This is a genomic window from Bacillus sp. ISL-77, assembly GCF_018613105.1.
The window spans coordinates 37988-57753 of sequence record NZ_JAGGQY010000031.1 but is presented as its reverse complement, the minus strand read 5'-3'; the positions used below and the strand labels follow the sequence as shown (position 1 = coordinate 57753).

The 19766-nt window shown below is 40.1% G+C and carries 17 protein-coding genes; all 17 read left to right on the top strand.

Annotated features, from left to right (window positions below):
* Positions 1-215: 215 nt before the first annotated feature.
* Positions 216-1061: an alpha/beta fold hydrolase gene (locus J7E77_RS11550; protein WP_214714459.1), complete on the top strand. Its 846-nt coding sequence runs from the start codon at positions 216-218 to the stop codon at positions 1059-1061.
* Positions 1062-1201: 140 nt separating this feature from the next.
* Positions 1202-1855, top strand: coding sequence for a GntR family transcriptional regulator (locus J7E77_RS11545; protein ID WP_214714457.1), 654 nt, complete (start codon positions 1202-1204; stop codon positions 1853-1855).
* A 57-nt stretch (positions 1856-1912) separates the two neighbouring features.
* Positions 1913-3106, top strand: coding sequence for an acyl-CoA dehydrogenase family protein (locus J7E77_RS11540; protein ID WP_214714455.1), 1194 nt, complete (start codon positions 1913-1915; stop codon positions 3104-3106).
* A 102-nt stretch (positions 3107-3208) separates the two neighbouring features.
* Positions 3209-4162, top strand: coding sequence for a VOC family protein (locus tag J7E77_RS11535; RefSeq protein ID WP_214714453.1), 954 nt, complete (start codon positions 3209-3211; stop codon positions 4160-4162).
* A 57-nt stretch (positions 4163-4219) separates the two neighbouring features.
* Positions 4220-4702: a flavin reductase family protein gene (locus J7E77_RS11530; protein ID WP_214714451.1), complete on the top strand. Its 483-nt coding sequence runs from the start codon at positions 4220-4222 to the stop codon at positions 4700-4702.
* A gap of 50 nt (positions 4703-4752) precedes the next feature.
* Entirely contained in the window at positions 4753-5535 is a 783-nt protein-coding gene (locus tag J7E77_RS11525; protein ID WP_214714449.1) for a 2-keto-4-pentenoate hydratase, read from the top strand.
* A gap of 107 nt (positions 5536-5642) precedes the next feature.
* Positions 5643-6632 (top strand): fumarylacetoacetate hydrolase family protein, encoded by a 990-nt coding sequence (locus tag J7E77_RS11520; RefSeq protein WP_214714447.1) that lies wholly within the window; start codon positions 5643-5645, stop codon positions 6630-6632.
* 27 nt (positions 6633-6659) lie between these two features.
* The gene (locus tag J7E77_RS11515; RefSeq protein ID WP_214714445.1) at positions 6660-8513 is read left to right on the top strand and encodes a XylR N-terminal domain-containing protein; all 1854 of its coding nucleotides are present in this window, start codon (positions 6660-6662) and stop codon (positions 8511-8513) included.
* A 189-nt stretch (positions 8514-8702) separates the two neighbouring features.
* Positions 8703-10019 (top strand): MFS transporter, encoded by a 1317-nt coding sequence (locus J7E77_RS11510; protein ID WP_214714443.1) that lies wholly within the window; start codon positions 8703-8705, stop codon positions 10017-10019.
* 178 nt (positions 10020-10197) lie between these two features.
* Positions 10198-11037, top strand: a complete 840-nt coding sequence (locus tag J7E77_RS11505) for an alpha/beta fold hydrolase (RefSeq protein ID WP_214714441.1) — start codon at positions 10198-10200, stop codon at positions 11035-11037.
* A gap of 26 nt (positions 11038-11063) precedes the next feature.
* A complete protein-coding gene (locus J7E77_RS11500; protein ID WP_214714439.1) occupies positions 11064-12017 on the top strand; it encodes a VOC family protein in 954 nt (317 codons plus the stop codon).
* A gap of 60 nt (positions 12018-12077) precedes the next feature.
* On the top strand, positions 12078-13583 hold the full coding sequence (tcuA, locus tag J7E77_RS11495) for an FAD-dependent tricarballylate dehydrogenase TcuA (RefSeq protein WP_214714437.1): 1506 nt from the start codon (positions 12078-12080) through the stop codon (positions 13581-13583).
* Entirely contained in the window at positions 13583-14779 is a 1197-nt protein-coding gene (locus J7E77_RS11490; RefSeq protein ID WP_214714435.1) for an acyl-CoA dehydrogenase family protein, read from the top strand. The genes tcuA and J7E77_RS11490 overlap by 1 nt, the downstream gene beginning before the upstream one ends.
* Before the next feature lie 458 nt (positions 14780-15237).
* Positions 15238-16437 carry an acyl-CoA dehydrogenase family protein gene (locus J7E77_RS11485; RefSeq protein ID WP_251026587.1) on the top strand — a complete coding sequence of 400 codons (1200 nt, stop codon included), beginning with the start codon at positions 15238-15240 and terminating at the stop codon, positions 16435-16437.
* 41 nt (positions 16438-16478) lie between these two features.
* Positions 16479-17336: an FAD synthetase family protein gene (locus J7E77_RS11480; protein WP_214714433.1), complete on the top strand. Its 858-nt coding sequence runs from the start codon at positions 16479-16481 to the stop codon at positions 17334-17336.
* Between the two features lie 48 nt (positions 17337-17384).
* Entirely contained in the window at positions 17385-18272 is an 888-nt protein-coding gene (locus tag J7E77_RS11475) for an isocitrate lyase/PEP mutase family protein (protein ID WP_214714431.1), read from the top strand.
* Between the two features lie 45 nt (positions 18273-18317).
* Positions 18318-19739 carry an FAD-binding protein gene (locus tag J7E77_RS11470; protein WP_214714429.1) on the top strand — a complete coding sequence of 474 codons (1422 nt, stop codon included), beginning with the start codon at positions 18318-18320 and terminating at the stop codon, positions 19737-19739.
* The last annotated feature ends 27 nt before the right edge of the window (positions 19740-19766 follow it).

Below are 19766 nucleotides of genomic sequence, written 5' to 3'. Positions count from 1 at the left end.
ATTCCCTCTGCGCTTACAAACCGATTAAGTTTTTGAAAAAGTATTCAGAATTTATTGACAAAGTCAAATGAACAAAGGTAAAATTATAGTTAGTTAAAGAAAGCGCTTTTATTACCAATTTTTCCACTATACGTGTAGTAAAAATACGGTACTGAAATTTTAGAGTAATAAGAATTAACATGAAAAATTATTTTTACAAAGTGAGGGTAACGAATATGACAGCAGTTGAAACAAAGAAGGTTCAAACAGGAAGCTATCAAACATTTATACATGAAGGTGGTGATAACTCCTCTGAAACGATCATATTCCTTCATGGGAGCGGACCAGGGGTAAGTGCTAAATCAAACTGGCAGCACATATTACCACATTTTAATGGGAATTTTCATGTAGTCGCACCGGATATTTTCGGGTTTGGAAATACAGACCATCCTGAGACATACCCAAAAAATGGTGCCGAGTGGATGAATGAGAGAATTAAGCAGGTTTTGGCACTGATGGATGATTTAGGGGTAGAAAAAGCACATTTAGTTGGAAACTCTCTCGGTGGTGTCATCGCCCAGCATCTACTAATGTACGCACCTGAACGTTTTGATCGTGTTGTATTAATGGGGGCAGGCGGAGGTTTAACCGAACCAACCCCTGAACTTGCTAAATTGGCAAACTTTCATAAAGACCCAGATCCTGTAGCGTTTAAAAATTTATTAAGTTGGTTTTTATATGATAAAAGTATCCTAGAAGATGAGCTGGAAAAGATTGTTGCAGAACGATTAGAGCTATTTTTAAAGCCCGAAGTTCGCAGATCATATGAGGAGAATTTCTCGAAATCACATTTGTCGGATATGCTTATCCCGCCTTCAGCACTGAAACAGATGGACCATTCTATTTTACTAATTCACGGACATGCTGACCGTTTTGTACCACTCCAAAGCAGCCTTTATGTAATGGACTATTTGCCAAATGCACAGCTGCATGTCTTTAAGCGCTGTGGTCATTGGGCGCAAGTCGAACAAAAAGAAAGATTTATCAAATTAACATCTGATTTTTTCAATGGTGACCTATAAACTAAAACTAACACACCCTTGATCGTCATTATAGTAGATTAGGATAAAACTCTAGTATATCCTAAAGTGACAATAGACACTCGCTAGCGAATTAACATATTATAGGGGTAACTAATCCTAGAAAATAGCAGGTGTATGATATGAAAATTGATAAGGCTTATCGCTATATTAAAAGATTAATTATTGAAGGAATCTGGGAACCAGAAACCTCGATAAATGTGAATGAGATTACGGAAAAACTAAATATGAGCCGGACACCCGTCCACAAGGCATTATCTAAACTTGAGCAAGAAGGATTTCTCACAATTATTCCGCAGGTTGGTGTCTTCGTAAAAAGACCTGACCCAGAAGAGGTTTTAGAACGATTATTAGTTTGTGCCAATTTAGATGCATTAATGACTGAGCAGGCTGCATTAAATCTGAACGAAGAGGAATTTTGTTTTTTGGAAGAAATCTTAACAAAAATGGATAATCCTGGGTTATCAGCTGATGAATACTCTAGCTTAAATATCGATTTTCATCGCATCATTTATGAAGCCTCCAAGTTAACTTATACCTTTAATCTCGCGAAGACACTTTGGGATTATCTGAATTTTGTAGGTAATCCGGAAGAGTTATTCACGGATGAACGTCGGAAACAGTCTCAAACGGAGCATTGGATCATTTTTTATAGTCTACGAGAAAAGGACAGTAAAATGGCCAAAAGATTAATGGAGAAACATATGCGTCGAGTAGCTAAGTTAGTAGGAGAAAAATATCAGGACATTGATTTAAACCAACGTGTGTTTAACTAATCATTTCCACGGCTAATGAAAGAAAGAACAACTACTATTATTGCGGGGGGTACTCGAATGGAACAAAGGGTGTTGGACACAAAAAAAGAATTGGTGGAAAAGGCTAGGTCTCTGATTCCAAAATTACGTGAATATGGGGAAGAAATTGAAAAGACTAATTCATTACCCAAAGAGATTATTGATGATTTGCAAAATGAAGGGACGTTAAAAGTATTACGTCCACATCTATTTGGCGGTTATCAAACAGATATGCGGACATATACAGAGGTTGTCACTGAAATTTCTCGTGGAAATGGGTCGGCAGGCTGGTTTGTCGCACTTAGTAATATTAGGGATTATATGATTTCTTATACGTTTGGAGAAAAAGCTTTAAGCGAAATTTACAAACAAGGGGAAGATGTTGTCCTAGCTGGGAATTTTAAACCAATCAAATGTGACATCAAAAAGGTGGATGGCGGCTATTTTATCGAGGAAGCGCAGTGGCCGTTTGTATCAGGAAGTCCACATGCTGACTGGTGTTACTTTGGGTTTCCAATCTTCGATGAAAACGGCGGCGTAGAAATGGCTATTATGGTTATTCCTCGCAACGAATTAGAGGTCCTTGACGACTGGTATGTAATGGGCTTAAAGGGATCGGGCAGTAATAGCTGTCATATTAAAAATGTGTTTGTACCAGATCACCGTGTGTCATTAGATCGTCTAGCCAGTAAAGGCCATTATCTCATTGAGCCACTAAAAGATGTCGCCTTATACAGGTCATCTTTTGTTCCTTCACTAACTTTGTCGATTGTAGCACCTGCGTTGGGACTAGCAAAGGCCGCAATGGATTTATATATGGAAAGGCTTCCAAAAGCGGGTATAGGAAATACTTTCTATAACAAACAAGCTGAGGCACCAGTAACACATCACCAGGTTGCCCAAGCGCAGCTGAAAATTGATTCAGCTGAGATGCATCTTTATCGAGCTGTAGATAAAATTGATTCCTATGCCGAGCGTGGACAGGTATTGGATAAAAATGAAATTGTCAAAATAAAAGCAGACTTTGGTTATGTGAACCAATTATGTAAAGAATCGATTGATCTCCTAGTTGCTGGGGTTGGCTCGATGTTCACGTATGAAACAAACCCAATTCAAAGAGTTTATCGAGATTTTTTAACCATGCATTTACATGGCTTTATCACTCCATCAAGTTTAATTGAAACCTATGGAAGAGTCTTGTGCGGACAAGAACCGAATACTTATTTTGTTTAATATCCTTCTACTAATCTTTTCAAAAGTGCAACCTTAAATATCTGACTATTACCAAAATTAGATTAATTGATAATTTTCATAAAAATCAAGGAGGTATATGGTATGAGTTTACCAGAAATCGCAAAATTAGGGCACGTTGCATTAGTATCAACGGATCTTGACAAATCACTTTGGTTCTTCAAAGAGTTAATTGGTCTTGAAGAAACAGAAGTAGTTAACGGTACCCATTATTTACGTGCATGGGGTGATTTTGAACATCATACGCTTTCAATTACTGCAGGAGAGAAGTCGTATGTAGACCACATTGCCTGGCGGACAAAACGACCGGAAGATGTTGAAGGATTTGCCCAGCTTCTAAAGGAAGCAGGGACAGAAGTAAATTGGGTTGAAGCTGGTGTAGAAGCGGGCCAAGGAAGAGCGATTCGCTTTCAATTACCAAGTGAGCACCGCTTTGAAATTTATTATGACATGGAAAAGACATTAGCGGAGCCGTCCAAACGGTCGGTATTAAAGAATCAGACTTATAAATCATGGGCACGCGGCGTATCACCACGAAGAATAGACCATGTCAATCTCCTATCATCATTAAAGGCAAATGTCATTTCTGATTATTTAATAGAAAAGTTAGGTTTTAAAATGAGGGAATGTGTTCAAGCTCCAGATGAATCTTTAATTGGTGCCTGGTTAAGTGTCACACCATTGGTGCATGATATCGCAGTAAGCCATGATCCATTTTCACCATCGACACATCAAATTCACCATTTGTCTTACTGGCTTGATAATGCCCAAGATCTTCTTCGGGCGGCAGATATCTTAGCTGAAAATGGGATAAAGTTTAAAGGTCCTGGTAAGCACGGTATTTCGCAAGCTATGTACATTTACGTTGTCGATCCAGGCAGCGGAGTCCGCTTGGAATTGTTCACCAATGGGTATCTAATCTTTGAACCAGACTGGGAGCCGATCGTGTGGACTTTGGATGAAATGGATGTTGGTTTTACCTTCTGGGGCGACCAAACGGACACACTACCAGAAAACAATCCGACGATTGAAGCATAAGAGTTTAGTAGATAACTTAAAATAACACAATCGGAAAAGCAGAAAGGGGTCATTAGAATGGATGATCGATTATTTAGAACCGCCATGGGAAAATTTGCAACAGGTGTAACCGTTATTGCAACAGATGTCGAAGGTGATGTGCATGGAATGACTGCAAATGCCTTCATGTCAGTGTCACTTAGTCCAAAGCTAGTTGTAATCTCGATTGGGGAAAAAGCTAAAATCCTTGAGAAAATAAAACAAAGTCAAACATTTTCAGTCAATATTTTAGCTGCGGATCAACAGGAACTTTCAATGATTTTTGCTGGACAAATAAAAGAGCCACGGGAAGTCATTTTTAATCGTCTTGATGGGAAACCAGTATTAGCTGGTGCCGTCGCCCAAATTGCCTGTGAAGTATCTGCTGAGCACGTCGAAGGGGATCATACCCTTTTTATCGGCAAGGTGACTGATATTAAGCTTGAAGATGCTGAACCACTTCTTTTTTATAGCGGACGCTATCGTACTTTAATAGAGGAATCAACTGTTACATCGAATTAAAAAAAATCACAACCATGCTTTAATAGCATCGACATAAAGGAGCAATGGTAATGGATATTCAAAAAGCTGCTACAGCACTAATGAAAGCGGAAAGTGAGAAACAGCCGATTGCTCCCTTTACTTCATCCACAGAAGAAATTTCTGTGGATGAAGCCTACCAAATTCAGCTGCACCAAATTCATCATAAAGTGGATAAAGGTGCAGTAATTGTTGGGAAAAAAATCGGTCTCACAAGTAAAGCAATGCAGGATATGTTTAATGTGAACGAGCCTGATTATGGGCACCTTCTTAATGACATGATCTATGAGGATGGAGAGACGATTGGACTAAATCAGTTCATCCAGCCAAAGATTGAATTCGAAATCGCCTTTGTCTTAAAAAAAGATTTAAGTGGTCCTGGAGTAACAATGAATGACGTCATCGAAGCGACCGATTACATTGTACCGGCACTCGAAATTATTGACAGTCGGATTAGAGACTGGCAAATCAAGTTCGAAGACACGGTAGCAGACAATGGCTCTTCAGCAGGGGCGGTTATCGGCAAAACAACTGCTAAGATAGATGGGCTTGACCTCACCAAAATTAGCATGAATGTATTTAGGAATAATGAATTTTTGGACTCTGCTGTAAGTGCAGCTGTAATGGGGAATCCTGCTCAAGCCGTTGCCTGGCTTGCTAATGCCCTAGGAAATTACGGTATCTCTCTATATGCTGGTGAAGTTATTCTTGCTGGAGCTCTTTCAAAGGCGATAGTCATAGAGGATGGGGATACATTCACAGCAGAATTTGAACATATGGGTTCAGTATCAGCGAGCTTCAAAAGAAACCGTTAAAAATAAATAAAACACTAGTACGATTTATGTTTGAAGACTCCTTGTATATCGTTATGTGAGGGGTCTTTATTGTAAGAAAAAAATTCCATAAAATGAGGGGTAGTAAAATGGGTATTAAAGTTGTTAGATTTGAACATAAACAAAAAGAGCAATGGGGAGTGGTATCAGGAGATCAAATCCGCCTTTTATCAGGTACATACCAAAGTTTAGCTGATTTTTTGGAGCATGGGAAAGAAGAAGCTCATACCATCAATACTCAAGATAATACAGTATGTGTTGCATTAAATGAAGTGACCATTTTGAGTCCAGTGACAAAGCCAGCACGAATCGTTTGTCAGGGAGTCAATTACTCAGAGCATCGTGCTGAGACGGGAATGGAAGCTGCACGAGCTCCATTTAATATGATTTTTAGCAAAGCTGACAGTTCCCTTTGCGGCGCCACTAGCGAAATTGTAAGGCCGCACGATGTTAAACTACTAGATTATGAATTGGAGCTTGGTCTCGTAATTGGAACAGAAATCGCAGAGGCGTCAGATATAACTGACGAAAACCTTCATCAGTATATCGCCGGGCTGGTGATTGTTAATGATGTTTCTGCGCGAGATGTTCAGCTTTCTCAGGGGCAATGGTTGAAAGGTAAGAGCTACCGAACTTTTTGTCCAACAGGTCCTTATCTTTATTTGCTTGACAAGGAAGAGCTGCCATTGATTCATGATCTTGAGTTAAATCTTTGGGTGAATGATGAATTAAGGCAATCTGCCAATTCAAATCAACTGCTTTACAAACCAGCAGAAACCCTTACAGAGCTCTCGGAAATTATGGATTTATCCCCAGGGGATCTGATTGTTACTGGAACTGCAGGCGGGGTTGCTCTAAATTTAACTCCACAAGTATTGGAACTTTTATCAAACATGGCTATTCCTTATCAACAAAAGTTGGATTTACTTGAAGAGGGACAATTAATCAGTGGCAAATACCTGAAGGATGGCGATGTCATTCGCTGCCAAATTCGTAGCTCAAATGGATTAATCGATCTTGGCGAACAAATAAATAAAGTCGTTCCAAGTATAAAGAAAAGCCATGTAAACTCCTTTTAACCCTTAAATTGAGAGGGGGAATTAATATTGAGTAACTTAGCCCAATCATATAAACCTAGCTCCACAGAAGATGGAAATAAAAAAATCCTTTCAACTTCTGCTGCTTTTGGCCTCCTAAGGAAAGGATTAATAGAGAATCTAGGGACTAAAAGAGCAAAAGGGTTTCTACTTCGTTATGGTTGGAATTTAGGTGTTAGTGATGCAGAAGAAGCAATGAAAACAAGTTCATCGATCAATGACCTTCTTAATCAAGCATCGATTCTTCATTTAAGCACGGGACATTTTAGAGACATGAAGTCCGAAAGAATACTCGAAATGAGTGATTCAGAAACCATTAAATCGATCCTTGGCAAAGGAAAATGGATTGACTCATTTGAAGCAATGGAGCATATCAAGCACCATGGCCAATCAGAAGCACCGGTATGTCATACCTTGACTGGATATGCAAGTGGTTATATGTCAACTGTCTGCAGGAAGAGTGTCATTGTTAAGGAAATTAGCTGTATTGCAATGGGAGATGCTGAATGCTGCTTCGAAGCAAGACTGCAAGAGGATTGGGGAAATGAAATTCAAGAGGAACTTAAATTCTATCATGAAAGTAATATCATTGATGAACTGGAGTATACTTATGAGCAATTGTTAGAGCAGCGGAATTTTATCGAAACCGTATCTAAATTTCATAAGAAATTAACGGAAAGTGTTTCGAATGGAAGCAATCTTCAGGATATTGCTGATAGCACTTTTAAATTATTGAGAATCCCAATTTCTATTGAAGATTTAAGCTTCCAAAAAATTGTATACTCAGGGCTGAAAGAAGAGCAATATATTAGTCTTAATAACAACCTAAAAGAGAATTTAATTCGAAAAAATAGGAATAATCACAACCTGCTGCCATTATTTAATGAAACGACTAGAATAAAGACAGAAAATCAGGAACGATTGATTACTCCCATTATTGTCCAAAAAAAAGTAATTGGATATTGTACCTTTTTTTATTTAAATGAACCAGGGAAAAGTGCAGAAACGGATATTATGTTTATTGAGAGGGTTGCTAATGCCGCCTCATTGTACCTATTAAACGAAAAAACAAGTTTTGAAGCACTTGAAAAAATGAAGGGGTATTTTTTAGAACAAATCCTTAAGGGGCAATATTCCTCCAAGGAGGAAATTATCAAGCGTGGCCGGCATATGGGCTTTGACCTTGAGAACCCTTTTTATATTGCCGCAATTGATTATAAAGAGAAGGGAAAGACCACCCAGAATAGCTTTGATCACTATGACCAAATATTAGAGACCATTGCCAAGTATCTCGATATCCAAGGATATAAAGCGTTAATTGGTCAGTATGAGGGTCAGATTATAATGCTGATACCCGAAACAGCAAATATTATCGCTATAATGCAAAAAATCCTGAAACATATTGAAACAACGTATTCATCTTATCAATATAAAGTCGGAATAAGCGATAAATCCGAGGATATTGAGAGTATATTGGATTATTTCGAAGAGTCATTAATTGCCTTACGGATGTCCACAGATAAAAAAATTAATGGTTTTAAAGATCTAGGGATAGTTGGTGTCCTAATAAATTCAAAAAATGTAAGCGGGATTAAGAAAATTGCAAAACAAGAATTAGGACCACTATATAAATTAAATGATGTGAAACAAAAAGAGTTACTGAAAACACTCTATGTCTTTTTATCCAATGGTGGAAAACTTCAGCAGACGATGGATGACCTTTCCTTATCTATGAGTGGTCTAATGTATCGAATCAATAAGATTGAAACGCTCATCAATAAAGATTTGCGGGATTCTTCCCAAAGCTATCAGCTCTTGCTAATTCTTGACTCACTGATGGCATTAGGAGAGCTAAAAATATAAACAACTAAGGGCAGTCCTAATTGGATTGCTCTTATTTATTGAGTTCATCATTGGATAAAAACCAACAAAAACAACTTGAAAATAGAGTAAATTCCAACAGTTTTTACTCTAGATACGATATACAGAATTTTCTAAAATATAAAAATGTAAGCACTTTCAAATATAAGCTATTTATAGGGAGGAATTTATTTGACTCAAGGACAATCTATTAATCTAATTGAAAAAAGCACGGTGAAGAAAACAATGAAGAGAATTTTACCATTTATTTTGCTTTTGTATGTGGTTGCCTTTTTAGACCGAGTTAATATGGGTTATGCAGCCTTACAGATGAATGCGGATTTGTCATTAACAGCTGAAGTATTTGGCTTGTTGTCTGGTCTATTTTTTATCAGTTATTTCCTCTTTGAAGTTCCTAGTAACATGATTTTGAATAAGGTGGGGGCACGGTTGTGGATTGCCCGTATTATGATTACTTGGGGAATTGTCGTTGTGTTACAAGGCTTTATCCAATCAGCAACCCATTTATATATATTACGCTTTTTACTGGGTGCAGCTGAAGCGGGATTTGTCCCAGGGATCATACTATATTTAACGTTTTGGTTTAGGGCACGGGAACGCGGGAAAGCAACAGCGCTCTTTTTTGTTGCCTTGCCATTAAGTGCGTTGATCGGTGCCCCGTTGTCAACTTGGATCATGGATACAATTTCATGGAGTGGTTTGGCGGGTTGGAGATGGATGTTTATCTTAGAAGGTTTCCCAGCTGTTATTTTAGGTGTTGTGGTTATTTTTTATTTGACCAATAAACCTGCTAACGCAAAATGGTTAACGACGGAAGAAAAAAAATGGCTTGAGGGAGAATTAGATAAGGAACGAAAATTAAGTGCCAAGTTAAATAAAACCTCTCATCTCGGCATGTTGAAAGAGTCAAAATTGTGGAAATTAGCTTTATTTAATATCGCTGGTTTTATCGCTGTGAATGCACTCTCTTATTGGATGCCAAGCATTATTAAATCTTTGTCTTCATCTTCAACGACTAACTTACAAATTGGCTGGTTAGCTATGATTCCATCGATTGTTGCGATTCCGTCGATTCTTTTTACGGGATGGAATGCAGATCGAACGAACTCACACAAATTGCATTTAGGAGCAAGTGTGTTTATTGCCATGGTTGGATTCATTGGCTGTGCTTTTGTTTCAAGCGTTCCACTTATGGTCTTAATGCTCTCCATTACTTCCGCAGGTTTATATGGTATATCAGGTACTTTTTATGCATATATCACTTACTTCTTCTCAGAATCTACTGCACCTGTAGGCATTGCTTTAGTAAGCACTCTTTCCTCATTAGGCGGATTCGTTGGCCCATATATAATGGGTGTTTTCAATTTTAATCAAGCGATGTTTATTATAGCTGGATTCCTGCTTATCAGTTTAATCACACTTACAACACTTAAATTAGCGAAGAAAGATCAGAATGAAATAGAAGACAAAATAGTCGTAGAAATATAATTAAAAAACCAATAAAAACTATCTAAAAATAGTAGGAAGTCAGATGATTTTTTCTCTAGATTAAAATTATTGAATTTTCTAAAATTTAGATAGGGTTAAAATATAAAAAAATGAAAAGGGTTACATTCTAATGGATATTCCCATGATTGTTTTTTTACAGAAGGAGGAGAATTTCATAATGGCAAACATTACTCAACAATTAGTTAAAACGGATAACTTTGAAACATTTGTAAATCGCTCGGGTGAGGGGAATTCTGAAACTATATTATTCTTACATGGCTCAGGACCAGGTGTTTTCGCATGGGCTAACTGGCGATACGCATTAAATGCATGCGGTGAAACATATGACTGTATTGCTCCAGACCTGCTTGGCTTCGGACAGAGTGGACATCCTGAGTCAACTCCAAAGAACAGACAGGGATGGATGGACCTTTGGGTAAATCAGCTGATTGAACTGCTAGATCGCTACGGGATACAAAAGGCTCACGTGGTTGGAAATTCGTTAGGCTGTTCCATTGCATTGGAACTATTACTAGAATATCCTGAACGTTTTGGCCGGGTTGTCTTAATGGGACCTGGAGGGACACCGAATACAAAGCTAAGTCCTGAACTAGCTCGGGCAAAGGGCTTCTACGACAATCCATCCGAAAAGAAAATGCGTCAAATTATGGGCTGGTTCGTGTATGATGTGGAAAAACTTGCCCCAGAAATTGACTCACTTGCTGCTACTCGATATGTGACAGCGATGCGTCCGGAAATACATCTTTCCAACGAATCCATCTTTGCAACAGCAGCTGTCCCTGTGCCAGTAACAGCACTTAAACGGATCCAAAACCCAATCTTACTTGTTCATGGACGTGATGACATGGTTTGCTCAGTTGAATCTAGCTATTACCTACTCTCGCATCTCCAGAATGTTCAATTGCATGTATACGGTAAATGTGGCCACTGGACGCAAATTGAGAACCAAGAAAGTTTTAATAATTTAATTCAAAACTATTTCTCTAGTACAATCTAAAAAACATTAGGAGCGGAGGTATAAAGATGACTTTACCAGAGATTGCAAAGTTAGGACATGTAGCACTCGTCACACCGGATTTGGAAAAATCATTATGGTTTTTCAGGGATGTCATTGGATTAGAAGTAACAGAAGAAAAAAACGGAACCTATTACTTACGTGCATGGGGCGACTTTGAACATCATTCCCTCTCATTAACAGCAGGAGAGAAAGGGTACGTCGATCATATTGGATGGAGAACGAAACGACCGGAAGATGTGGAAGGATTTGCCCAGCTACTTGAAAAAGCTGGAACAGAGGTTAACTGGATTGAAGCGGGCGAAGAAGCCGGACAAGGAAGGGCGATACGCTTTAAACTGCCAAGCCAGCATTCTTTTGAAATTTACTATGATGTAGAAAAACCTAAAGCAGATGAAAAAAGACGTTCTGTCTTAAAAAATCAAACGTACAAAGCATGGGCGCGCGGTTGCTCTCCAAGGCGATTTGACCATGTAAATATTGCTACTTCCATGGATGTCGGTGAAATACTCGATTACTTAGGCAGCCAATTAGGGTTTAAGCTACGTGAATATGTGAAATATCATAAAACAACGACTGTCGCAGGCTGGATGAGCGTTACTCCTTTAGTGCACGATATTGCAGTTATTTCAAGACCGCAAGCAGAAACACCGAACCAGCTTCATCACATTTCCTATTGGCACGATAATGCCCAAGATATCCTAAGGGCTGCTGATATTCTTGCAGAAGAAGGCATTAAATTCATTGGTCCTGGTAAACATGGGGTATCTCAAGCGTTTTATCTCTATGTATGTGACCCTGGCAGCGGCTGCCGTGTGGAATTATTTAGCGGATCCTATTTAATTTTTGAACCAGACTGGGAACCGGTCGAGTGGACGGAAGAAGAGCACTTGATTGCTAACACCTATTGGGGAGAAACCGTAAGCGATAAGGAACTGAATAAACCAACGATCGAAGCGTGATGTATAAGCTGACTCAGGAAATAGCTTGAGTCAGCTTTTTTGAAAGCGAGGGACAGTCTTATGAAGGAAAACAAAATCTATGAAACTGATATTGTTGTAGTAGGGGCAGGGAATGCCGCAATGTGTGCTGCAATAGCTGCACGGGAAAATGGTGCCAATGTCATTGTGCTTGAAAAAGCTCCAGAGGTTGAAAAAGGGGGCAATAGCACGTTTACCCATGGCTCTATTCGTTTTGCCTACAAGGATGTCAATGAGTTAAAGCAAATTATGCCTGACCTTACACAGGAAGATATAGACATGACAGATTTTGGTTCCTATACTGAGGAAGAATTTTTTGATGATATGTGCCGTATAACGGAATATCGTACCGACCCAGAGCTTGCTTCCCTCTTAACAAGTAAAAGCTTTGAAACGATGAAATGGATGCAGTCCCATAAAGTCAGGTGGGTGCCGATTTACGGTCGCCAAGCCTTTAAAGTGGATGGCATCTTTAAATTTTGGGGCGGAATGATTGTTGAATCTGTTGGTGGAGGTCCAGGGTTAGTCGGTGCACTCCACGAGGAAGCTGAACATTTAGGTGTTCATGTATTATTTAATGCGATGGCGACCGAACTCATCCACGATGATGATGGGGTGCATGGGGTGGTTTTTAAACATAATGGAAAAACAACAAAAGTCCATGCGAAAGCAGTTATCTTAGCATCTGGGGGTTTTCATGCCAACCAAGAGATGAGAACTCGATACTTAGGTCCAAATTGGGATTTAGCAAAAGCAAGAGGGAGCCGTTTTAACACCGGCGAGGGCATTCAAATGGCGCTAAATATTGGAGCACTTGCAGCTGGAAACTGGTCAGGCTGTCATTCAGTTGGCGGAGATCGTTATTTACCTGAATTTACAGAAGGGTTCCAAAAACTAAGCTATCCGTTTGGAGTCCTAGTAAACGCCGAAGGAAAACGGTTTGTCGACGAAGGGGCTGACTTTCGAAATTATACCTATGCGAGATATGGGAAATTGATCCTCAAGCAGCCAGGACAATTTGCATGGCAGATATTCGATGCTAAAGTAGCCGGGCTTCTACGCGACGAATATCGGGGAAGAAAGGTAACAAAGGTAAAAGCTAATACCTTAGAAGAATTGGCTGATAAGCTTGACGGTGTGGATAAGGAAGGTTTTTTAAAGACGATAGCGGAATATAATGAGGCTGTCCGTAAAGATATACCATTCAACCCTAATATTAAAGATGGCCGTTGTACAGATGGGTTAGCGGTAAGAAAATCCAATTGGGCAAATACCCTGGATCAAGGTCCATTTGAAGCATATGCCGTTACGTGCGGGATTACCTTTACGTTTGGCGGCTTAAAAATAAACACCAATACCGAAGTTCAAGATGTATTGTCCCAATCGATTCCCGGGTTATATGCTGCGGGTGAACTGGTAGGCGGTCTATTCTACTTTAACTACCCTGGTGGTGCTGGATTAATGGCAGGGTCGGTATTCGGGAAAATTGCCGGTGAAAACGCCTCACGCTTTATTACTCAAGTAAAAGAAAAAGAGGAGATGCTTTAATGACGAAACTTAAAGAATTTGACAATATTCTTGTAGAAAAAGCTAGCTCACTAGTTCCGAAATTAAGGGAAAGGGCGAAGGAAACGGAAGAAATTCGTCGAATCCCTGAAGCCTCAATAAAGGAATTAAAGGAAGCAGGTATGTTCAAGATGCTCCGTCCGAAACGATATGGCGGCTTACAAACCAATATGAAGACCTATGCAGATTGTATTGTCGAGATTTCTCGGGGCTGTGCTTCAACTGGCTGGATTGTAGCGCTCTGTGCGATTCGGGAACTAATGGTCGCTGAATCTTTTACAGAAAAAACGCATTTGGAGATTTTTGGAGAAAATGAGGAAGATGTTCTATTTGCTGGGGTTTATGAACCAAGAAAATGGATTGCGAAGAAAGTGGATGGCGGGTATTTGGTTGAAGAAGGATTTTGGATGTTTTGCTCTGGCTCCCTTCATGCGACATGGGGATACTTTGGGATGGCAATTACAGATGAGGACGGAAAATTAGTCGATCAAGCTTTAATGACGGTGCCATTTGATGAGTTAGAAATCATGGATGATTGGCATACGATGGGCTTAAAAGGAACAGGCAGCAACAGTGTTAAAATGACCAATGTTTTTATCCCAGAACATCGTTGCGTTTCATTTTCTGAAGTTTTGAACGGAAATTTTAATTCACAGCACCTACGTGATATTCCACTATATAATTCGGCACTCTTTCCATCCCTGATCTTATCATTAGGTTTGCCTGGCTTAGGTGTGGTGAAGGCTGCAATGGATTTCTTCCAGGAATTCCTTCCCAATCGAAGAGCTAGTCATATTGGGGTTGAATACTCCAAAGATGCCACAAGCACCCATCTTCTGTTGGCTGATGCCTCTTTAAAAATTGATACCGCTGAAATGCATTATTATCGTGTCGTTCATGAGATTGATTCCTGGGCGGAAAGCGGGAAACACATGGATCGTCACGCACGAGTAAAGACATTGGCAGATATCGGTTATGCAAATCAGATGTGTAAAGAGGCTCTGGATATTTTGATGCTCGCCAGTGGATCAGGGTTTGTTTATGAGGGACACCCTCTCCAAAGAATTTTCCGTGATTTTTGGACACTGTATTCACACCGCTCGCTTTCACCAACGATTACAAAAGAAAACTACGGGCGGGTTCTGGCAGGATTGGAATCGAATGCCCTTAGATACTAACTAAATTCAGTTATCCGCAAGTTGGGGTAGGTTAAGCGCAAGTTGGAACCGGTTATCCGCAAGTTGGGGTAGGTTAAGCGCAAGTTGGAACCGGTTATCCGCAAGTTGGAGTGGCTTATGCGCAAGTTGGAACTCATTATCCGCAAGTTGGATTGCTTAAGCGCAAGTTAGAACTGGTTATCCGCAAGTAGAGTGATAAGTCTATCAGTAAAAACACCTAAAAATCTTCTTTTAGGTGCTTTTTTATGGATTTAAAATGTAAAAAAGTTATTAAATGTGTAAATTAAATACCTCTTTAGATAAAAACCAATAAAAACTATCTAAAAACTGCGCTAACTCAAACGATTTTTACTCTAGATTGAAGTTACCGAATTTTCTAAAATTTAATTATGAACAAAACTTCATTTAATACTTACTAAAATAGATGGGCTAAATCAAATGGGAAGGGATGAGATGCAATGATGACGAGTACTATTTTGGATGTACAGACTGAACTGGTAGAAAAGGCACGATCGTTTGTACCAAGATTACGTGAACGGGCAAAAGAGACAGAGGAAATTCGGAGAATTCCAGATGCCACAATTAACGAATTAAAAGAGTCCGGCCTTTTCTATATCCTTCGCTCAAAACAATTTGGCGGCTACCAAACAAACATGAGAACGTATACGGATATTGTGACGGAAATCTCCCGTGGCTGCGGTTCAACTGGCTGGATTGTTGCCCTATGTTGTATTCGGGAATTGATGATATCGGAATCCTTTTCTGAAATGACGCATCATGAAATTTACGGATCTGGTGATGATATTGTTTTTTCAGGTGTATTTGAACCAAGAAAGATTCAGGTGAAAAAGGTTGAAGGCGGTTACATCATAGAAGAAGGTTATTGGCCGTTTTGCTCTGGTTCCCTTCATGCGACATGGGGATACTTCGGAATGCCAATTGTCGATGAAGATGGAAACGTCGTTGATCAAGGCTTGATTACTTTACCAATGAGCCAAGTGGAAATTACGGACGATTGGCATGTAATGGGACTTTGCGGCACAGGAAGTAACAGTATCAATATGAAAGATGTTTTTGTTCCAGATCACCGGGTTGTATCCTTTACAGACGCCATTGCTGGAAAGTTTCAATCTGATCATTTTCGAGATATTCCACTCTATAATACAGCACTATTCCCTGCGCTGGCGATGTCAATCGGTGTTCCGGGCTTAGGAATGGCGAAGGCAGCTTTAGAATTATTCATGGAAAAATTGCCAAATCGAAGGGCGGCGAATTTGGGGGTTGAATACCTAAGTGATGCCGTTACCACTCATCATCAAGCGGCAGAAGCATCGCTAAAAATTGAAACCGCTGCCATGCACTTTTACCAAGTTGCTGACCGCCTTGATGCTTGCGCTGCAAGTGGCGAGTACATGAGCAAATTTGAAAGAGTCAAGGCATTGGCCAATATCGGCTATGCGGTGCAGTCCTGTAAGGAAGCCATCGATATCTTAATCCTTGCAACGGGTTCGGCCTATGTGGGCAATGGGAACCCGATGCAAAGAATCGGACGTGACTTTGCTGCCTTATACACCCACAGAACAGTTTCGCCAATTACATCCAAAGAAAACTTTGGCCGAGAATTATGTGGTCTTTCAAGCAATACGAAAAATATTTAATAATGATTGAGGCTTAGGTTAAATGATTAGGAGGGAACTGCATGGAAACGATTTATTTGAACCCGGAAAATCTAGCGGACTATCAGCAAAAAGCAAGCCTCAGCGTCATGGCCCTAGGATTTTTTGATGGTATTCATAATGGACACCGTGAAGTGATTAAAACAGCTTTTCAGAAAGCAAAAGAAAGGAATCTTTCACTATCTGTGATGAGTTTCTTTCCACATCCGAAAACAGTTTTATCCAATGGAAAGACACATGTTGATTATCTGATGCCGCTTTCTGATAAGGAAAAAATATTCTGTGAACTGGGGGTCGACATATTTTATATCGTTGAATTCGATAGAGAATTTGCGTCACTTTCCCCAGAAAAGTTTGCAGCTAAGTATTTAGTTGATCTTGGTGTCGTCCATGCAGTTGCCGGCTTTGATTATACCTATGGTTTTCGTGGAGTTGGAAATATGGACCGCTTGATAAGTGATTCAGGCGGGATCCTCGAAGTGACGAAGGTGGATAAAGTGGAATACCAGGGGGAGAAAATTAGTTCAACCTGCATTCGTGAAAAATTGGCAAGTGGAAATATTGAGGATCTGCCAGCATTTTTAGGACGTCTCTATGAAGTGGCATGTGAATGGGACGGTACTTCACTAAGTGTAAGGCCTCATTATACATTGCCTGCTCCGGGAAAATATTTAGTAACGGTAAGAAGAGCAAATCAATCACAAGTACTAGAAATGATTGTTACAAAAGAGAAAGAATTGATTCCGCTAAAATCAGTTTCAGAGTTAGCATCCAATTATAATGGTGTTTTTTCTATCATTTGGCACGAACAAATCCTCGGAAAAGTGAAAAATTCTTATCAAGAGAATGAGTGGATTCAAGGAGTTGTTCAAATCGGATAACCAGAAGTTTTAATAAAAGATAATTTTAAAAAAGGGGGGCTATAAAAAGTGAATAAAACGAAAGAGTTCCAAAAACTTTTACACCAACCTGGTTCATTTATCTTACCAGGTGCTTATGATGCAATGTCCGCTAGATTAATAGAAGAAATCGGCTTTCAAGCGATATACGCCACTGGTGCTGGAATATCCAATGCTCAATTAGGGTGGGCGGATGTAGGCTTGACTTCCTTAAAAGAAGTGGTTGACATTGTAGCAAGGATGACGGATGTGACGACCATTCCGATTGTCGTCGATGCCGATACAGGCTTTGGTAATGCGATTAATGTTATCCGTACTGTAAGAGAGTTTGAGAGAGCAGGTGTAGCAGCGATTCAAATGGAAGACCAGGTTACACCTAAGAAATGCGGCCACTTCAATGGGAAAGATGTTATTTCAAAAGAAGAAATGGTTGGGAAAATCAAAGCCGCTGTTGACACTAGGAGAGATGAAAATCTAGCAATCATCGCCCGTACGGATGCATTAGCCGTAAATGGCATGGAAGATGCATTGGACAGGGCAAATGCCTATGCGGAAGCTGGAGCCGACATTATTTTTGTTGAAGCGCCGACAACCATGGAACAATTAAAGCAAATTACCAGCTCATTAAAAGGGATACCACAGGTAATAAATCTGGTAGAAGGCGGTAAAACCCCGCTGATTACCTTGAAAGAAGCAGAAGAGATCGGATTTAAAATCATGCTTTGCGCTAATACTGTTCTTCGCTCTGCCATCAAAGGAATCATAGAGTCGTTAAGAATATTAAAAGCCGAAGGTTCACACGAAAATGTTCACGAGTTAATTTGTACGTGGGAAGAGCGACAATCACTCTTTAAACTCAATCAGATTAAAGAGTGGGAAAACAAGTATGGAGAAAATCAGTCATTAATTAAAAAGTAATTTTACTTTTTTAATAAATTAAGAACTTTAAAGGAGGACTAAGTTGTGGGGAGAAAAGTAGATTACGACATCGTAGTCATTGGATGTGGAGTTGCCGGGACCTCAGCCGCATTATCTGCCGCTGAAACGGCTAAAAAGGAAAATAAGAACTTAAAAATAGCTATTTTAGAACGAGCTGATTATGACCATAGGGGTGGAAATTCTCGTTGGACTGCCTCCTATATGCGGATGAAGAATCTCGATGAAGTTGCTGATAACTTCGTAGAAGACATGCTGGCTTTTTCAGACAACTATTCCGATCGGGAGTACATAGAAACTCTCGCCAAGGATGCTGGCAGCACACTTCGCTGGGTCCAGGAAAAAGGGGTCGAGTTTGACTACCTGCCAACAATGTTTTTGACCGCATCAAGGCCACGTTTGCTTCCCGTAGGCGGCGGTCGTGCCATCGTTGACACACTATCCCGCCGTGCAGGTGGACTTGGCGTAGAGATTATTTACGAGGCAACTGCTTGGAAATTACTTCTTGATGACGAGGGCGTAGTGAATGGACTAATGGTGCGTGTCAAAGGTGGAACCTCACTTCAATTAAAAGTGGGAGCTGTTGTGTTAGCTTCAGGTGGATTTCAGGGAAATCAGGAGATGATGGCACAATATGTTGGCAGCGATGCTCATAAAGTTCGGACAGTAGCCGAGGGTGGATTGTTTAACAAAGGTGAAGGAATCCGGATGGCAATGGAGCTAGGGGCAAAAACGGCTGGTCAATTTGATTCTTTCCATGCTGAACCGGTCGACCCAAGAAGTAAACGGGAAGAGGCTGCTGTAATGACATACCCTTACTTTATTCTAGTCGATCAGAATGGAAATCGTTTCGTTGATGAGGGGAAAACAACAGTCGATGAGCAATATGAAGAGGTTGCACGGACAATATTTCACGATCTTCCTGGACATATTGCCTATATGATCGGCGATCAAAAGATGTATGAAATTCCAAACTATGAACGAGCTGTGGAAACCGATAAACCGGCCATTGTTGCTGATACGATTGAAGAACTGGCGGAGAAGATTGGCGTGCCTGTCGGCCAATTAACGGCTACGGTTGAATCCTATAACGCTGCTGTTCAACCGGGTGAATTTCATTGGGATAAAAAAGATGGAAAACAGGCGATTGGAATTACGCCGCCAAAGTCCAATTGGGCGATTCCGATTAATAAGGCTCCGTTTATCGCCTATCCAATTGTCTGCTCCAATGTTTTCACCAACGGTGGATTAGCTACTGATACGAATGGGCGTGTTCTGTCTCAAGATCATGATCCGATTCCAGGTTTATATGCAGTCGGTGAAACGGCTGGTCTTTATTACGGGAAATATCCAGGCGGGACATCTGTGCTAAGGGGTCTTGTGTTTGGCCGCCGCGCCGGTGGTCATGCTGTTGCTTACGTAACTGATTCAAAGAAATTAGAGGTTTAAGTAGATGGTTTTCTTGAGAAAGGGTGA

Coding starts and splice junctions, on each gene's coding strand:
- J7E77_RS11550 (WP_214714459.1), top strand. CDS start 216: ATGACAGCAGTTGAAACAAAGAAGGTTCAAACAGGAAGCTATCAAACA.
- J7E77_RS11545 (WP_214714457.1), top strand. CDS start 1,202: ATGAAAATTGATAAGGCTTATCGCTATATTAAAAGATTAATTATTGAA.
- J7E77_RS11540 (WP_214714455.1), top strand. CDS start 1,913: ATGGAACAAAGGGTGTTGGACACAAAAAAAGAATTGGTGGAAAAGGCT.
- J7E77_RS11535 (WP_214714453.1), top strand. CDS start 3,209: ATGAGTTTACCAGAAATCGCAAAATTAGGGCACGTTGCATTAGTATCA.
- J7E77_RS11530 (WP_214714451.1), top strand. CDS start 4,220: ATGGATGATCGATTATTTAGAACCGCCATGGGAAAATTTGCAACAGGT.
- J7E77_RS11525 (WP_214714449.1), top strand. CDS start 4,753: ATGGATATTCAAAAAGCTGCTACAGCACTAATGAAAGCGGAAAGTGAG.
- J7E77_RS11520 (WP_214714447.1), top strand. CDS start 5,643: ATGGGTATTAAAGTTGTTAGATTTGAACATAAACAAAAAGAGCAATGG.
- J7E77_RS11505 (WP_214714441.1), top strand. CDS start 10,198: ATGGCAAACATTACTCAACAATTAGTTAAAACGGATAACTTTGAAACA.
- J7E77_RS11500 (WP_214714439.1), top strand. CDS start 11,064: ATGACTTTACCAGAGATTGCAAAGTTAGGACATGTAGCACTCGTCACA.
- tcuA (WP_214714437.1), top strand. CDS start 12,078: ATGAAGGAAAACAAAATCTATGAAACTGATATTGTTGTAGTAGGGGCA.
- J7E77_RS11490 (WP_214714435.1), top strand. CDS start 13,583: ATGACGAAACTTAAAGAATTTGACAATATTCTTGTAGAAAAAGCTAGC.
- J7E77_RS11485 (WP_251026587.1), top strand. CDS start 15,238: ATGATGACGAGTACTATTTTGGATGTACAGACTGAACTGGTAGAAAAG.
- J7E77_RS11480 (WP_214714433.1), top strand. CDS start 16,479: ATGGAAACGATTTATTTGAACCCGGAAAATCTAGCGGACTATCAGCAA.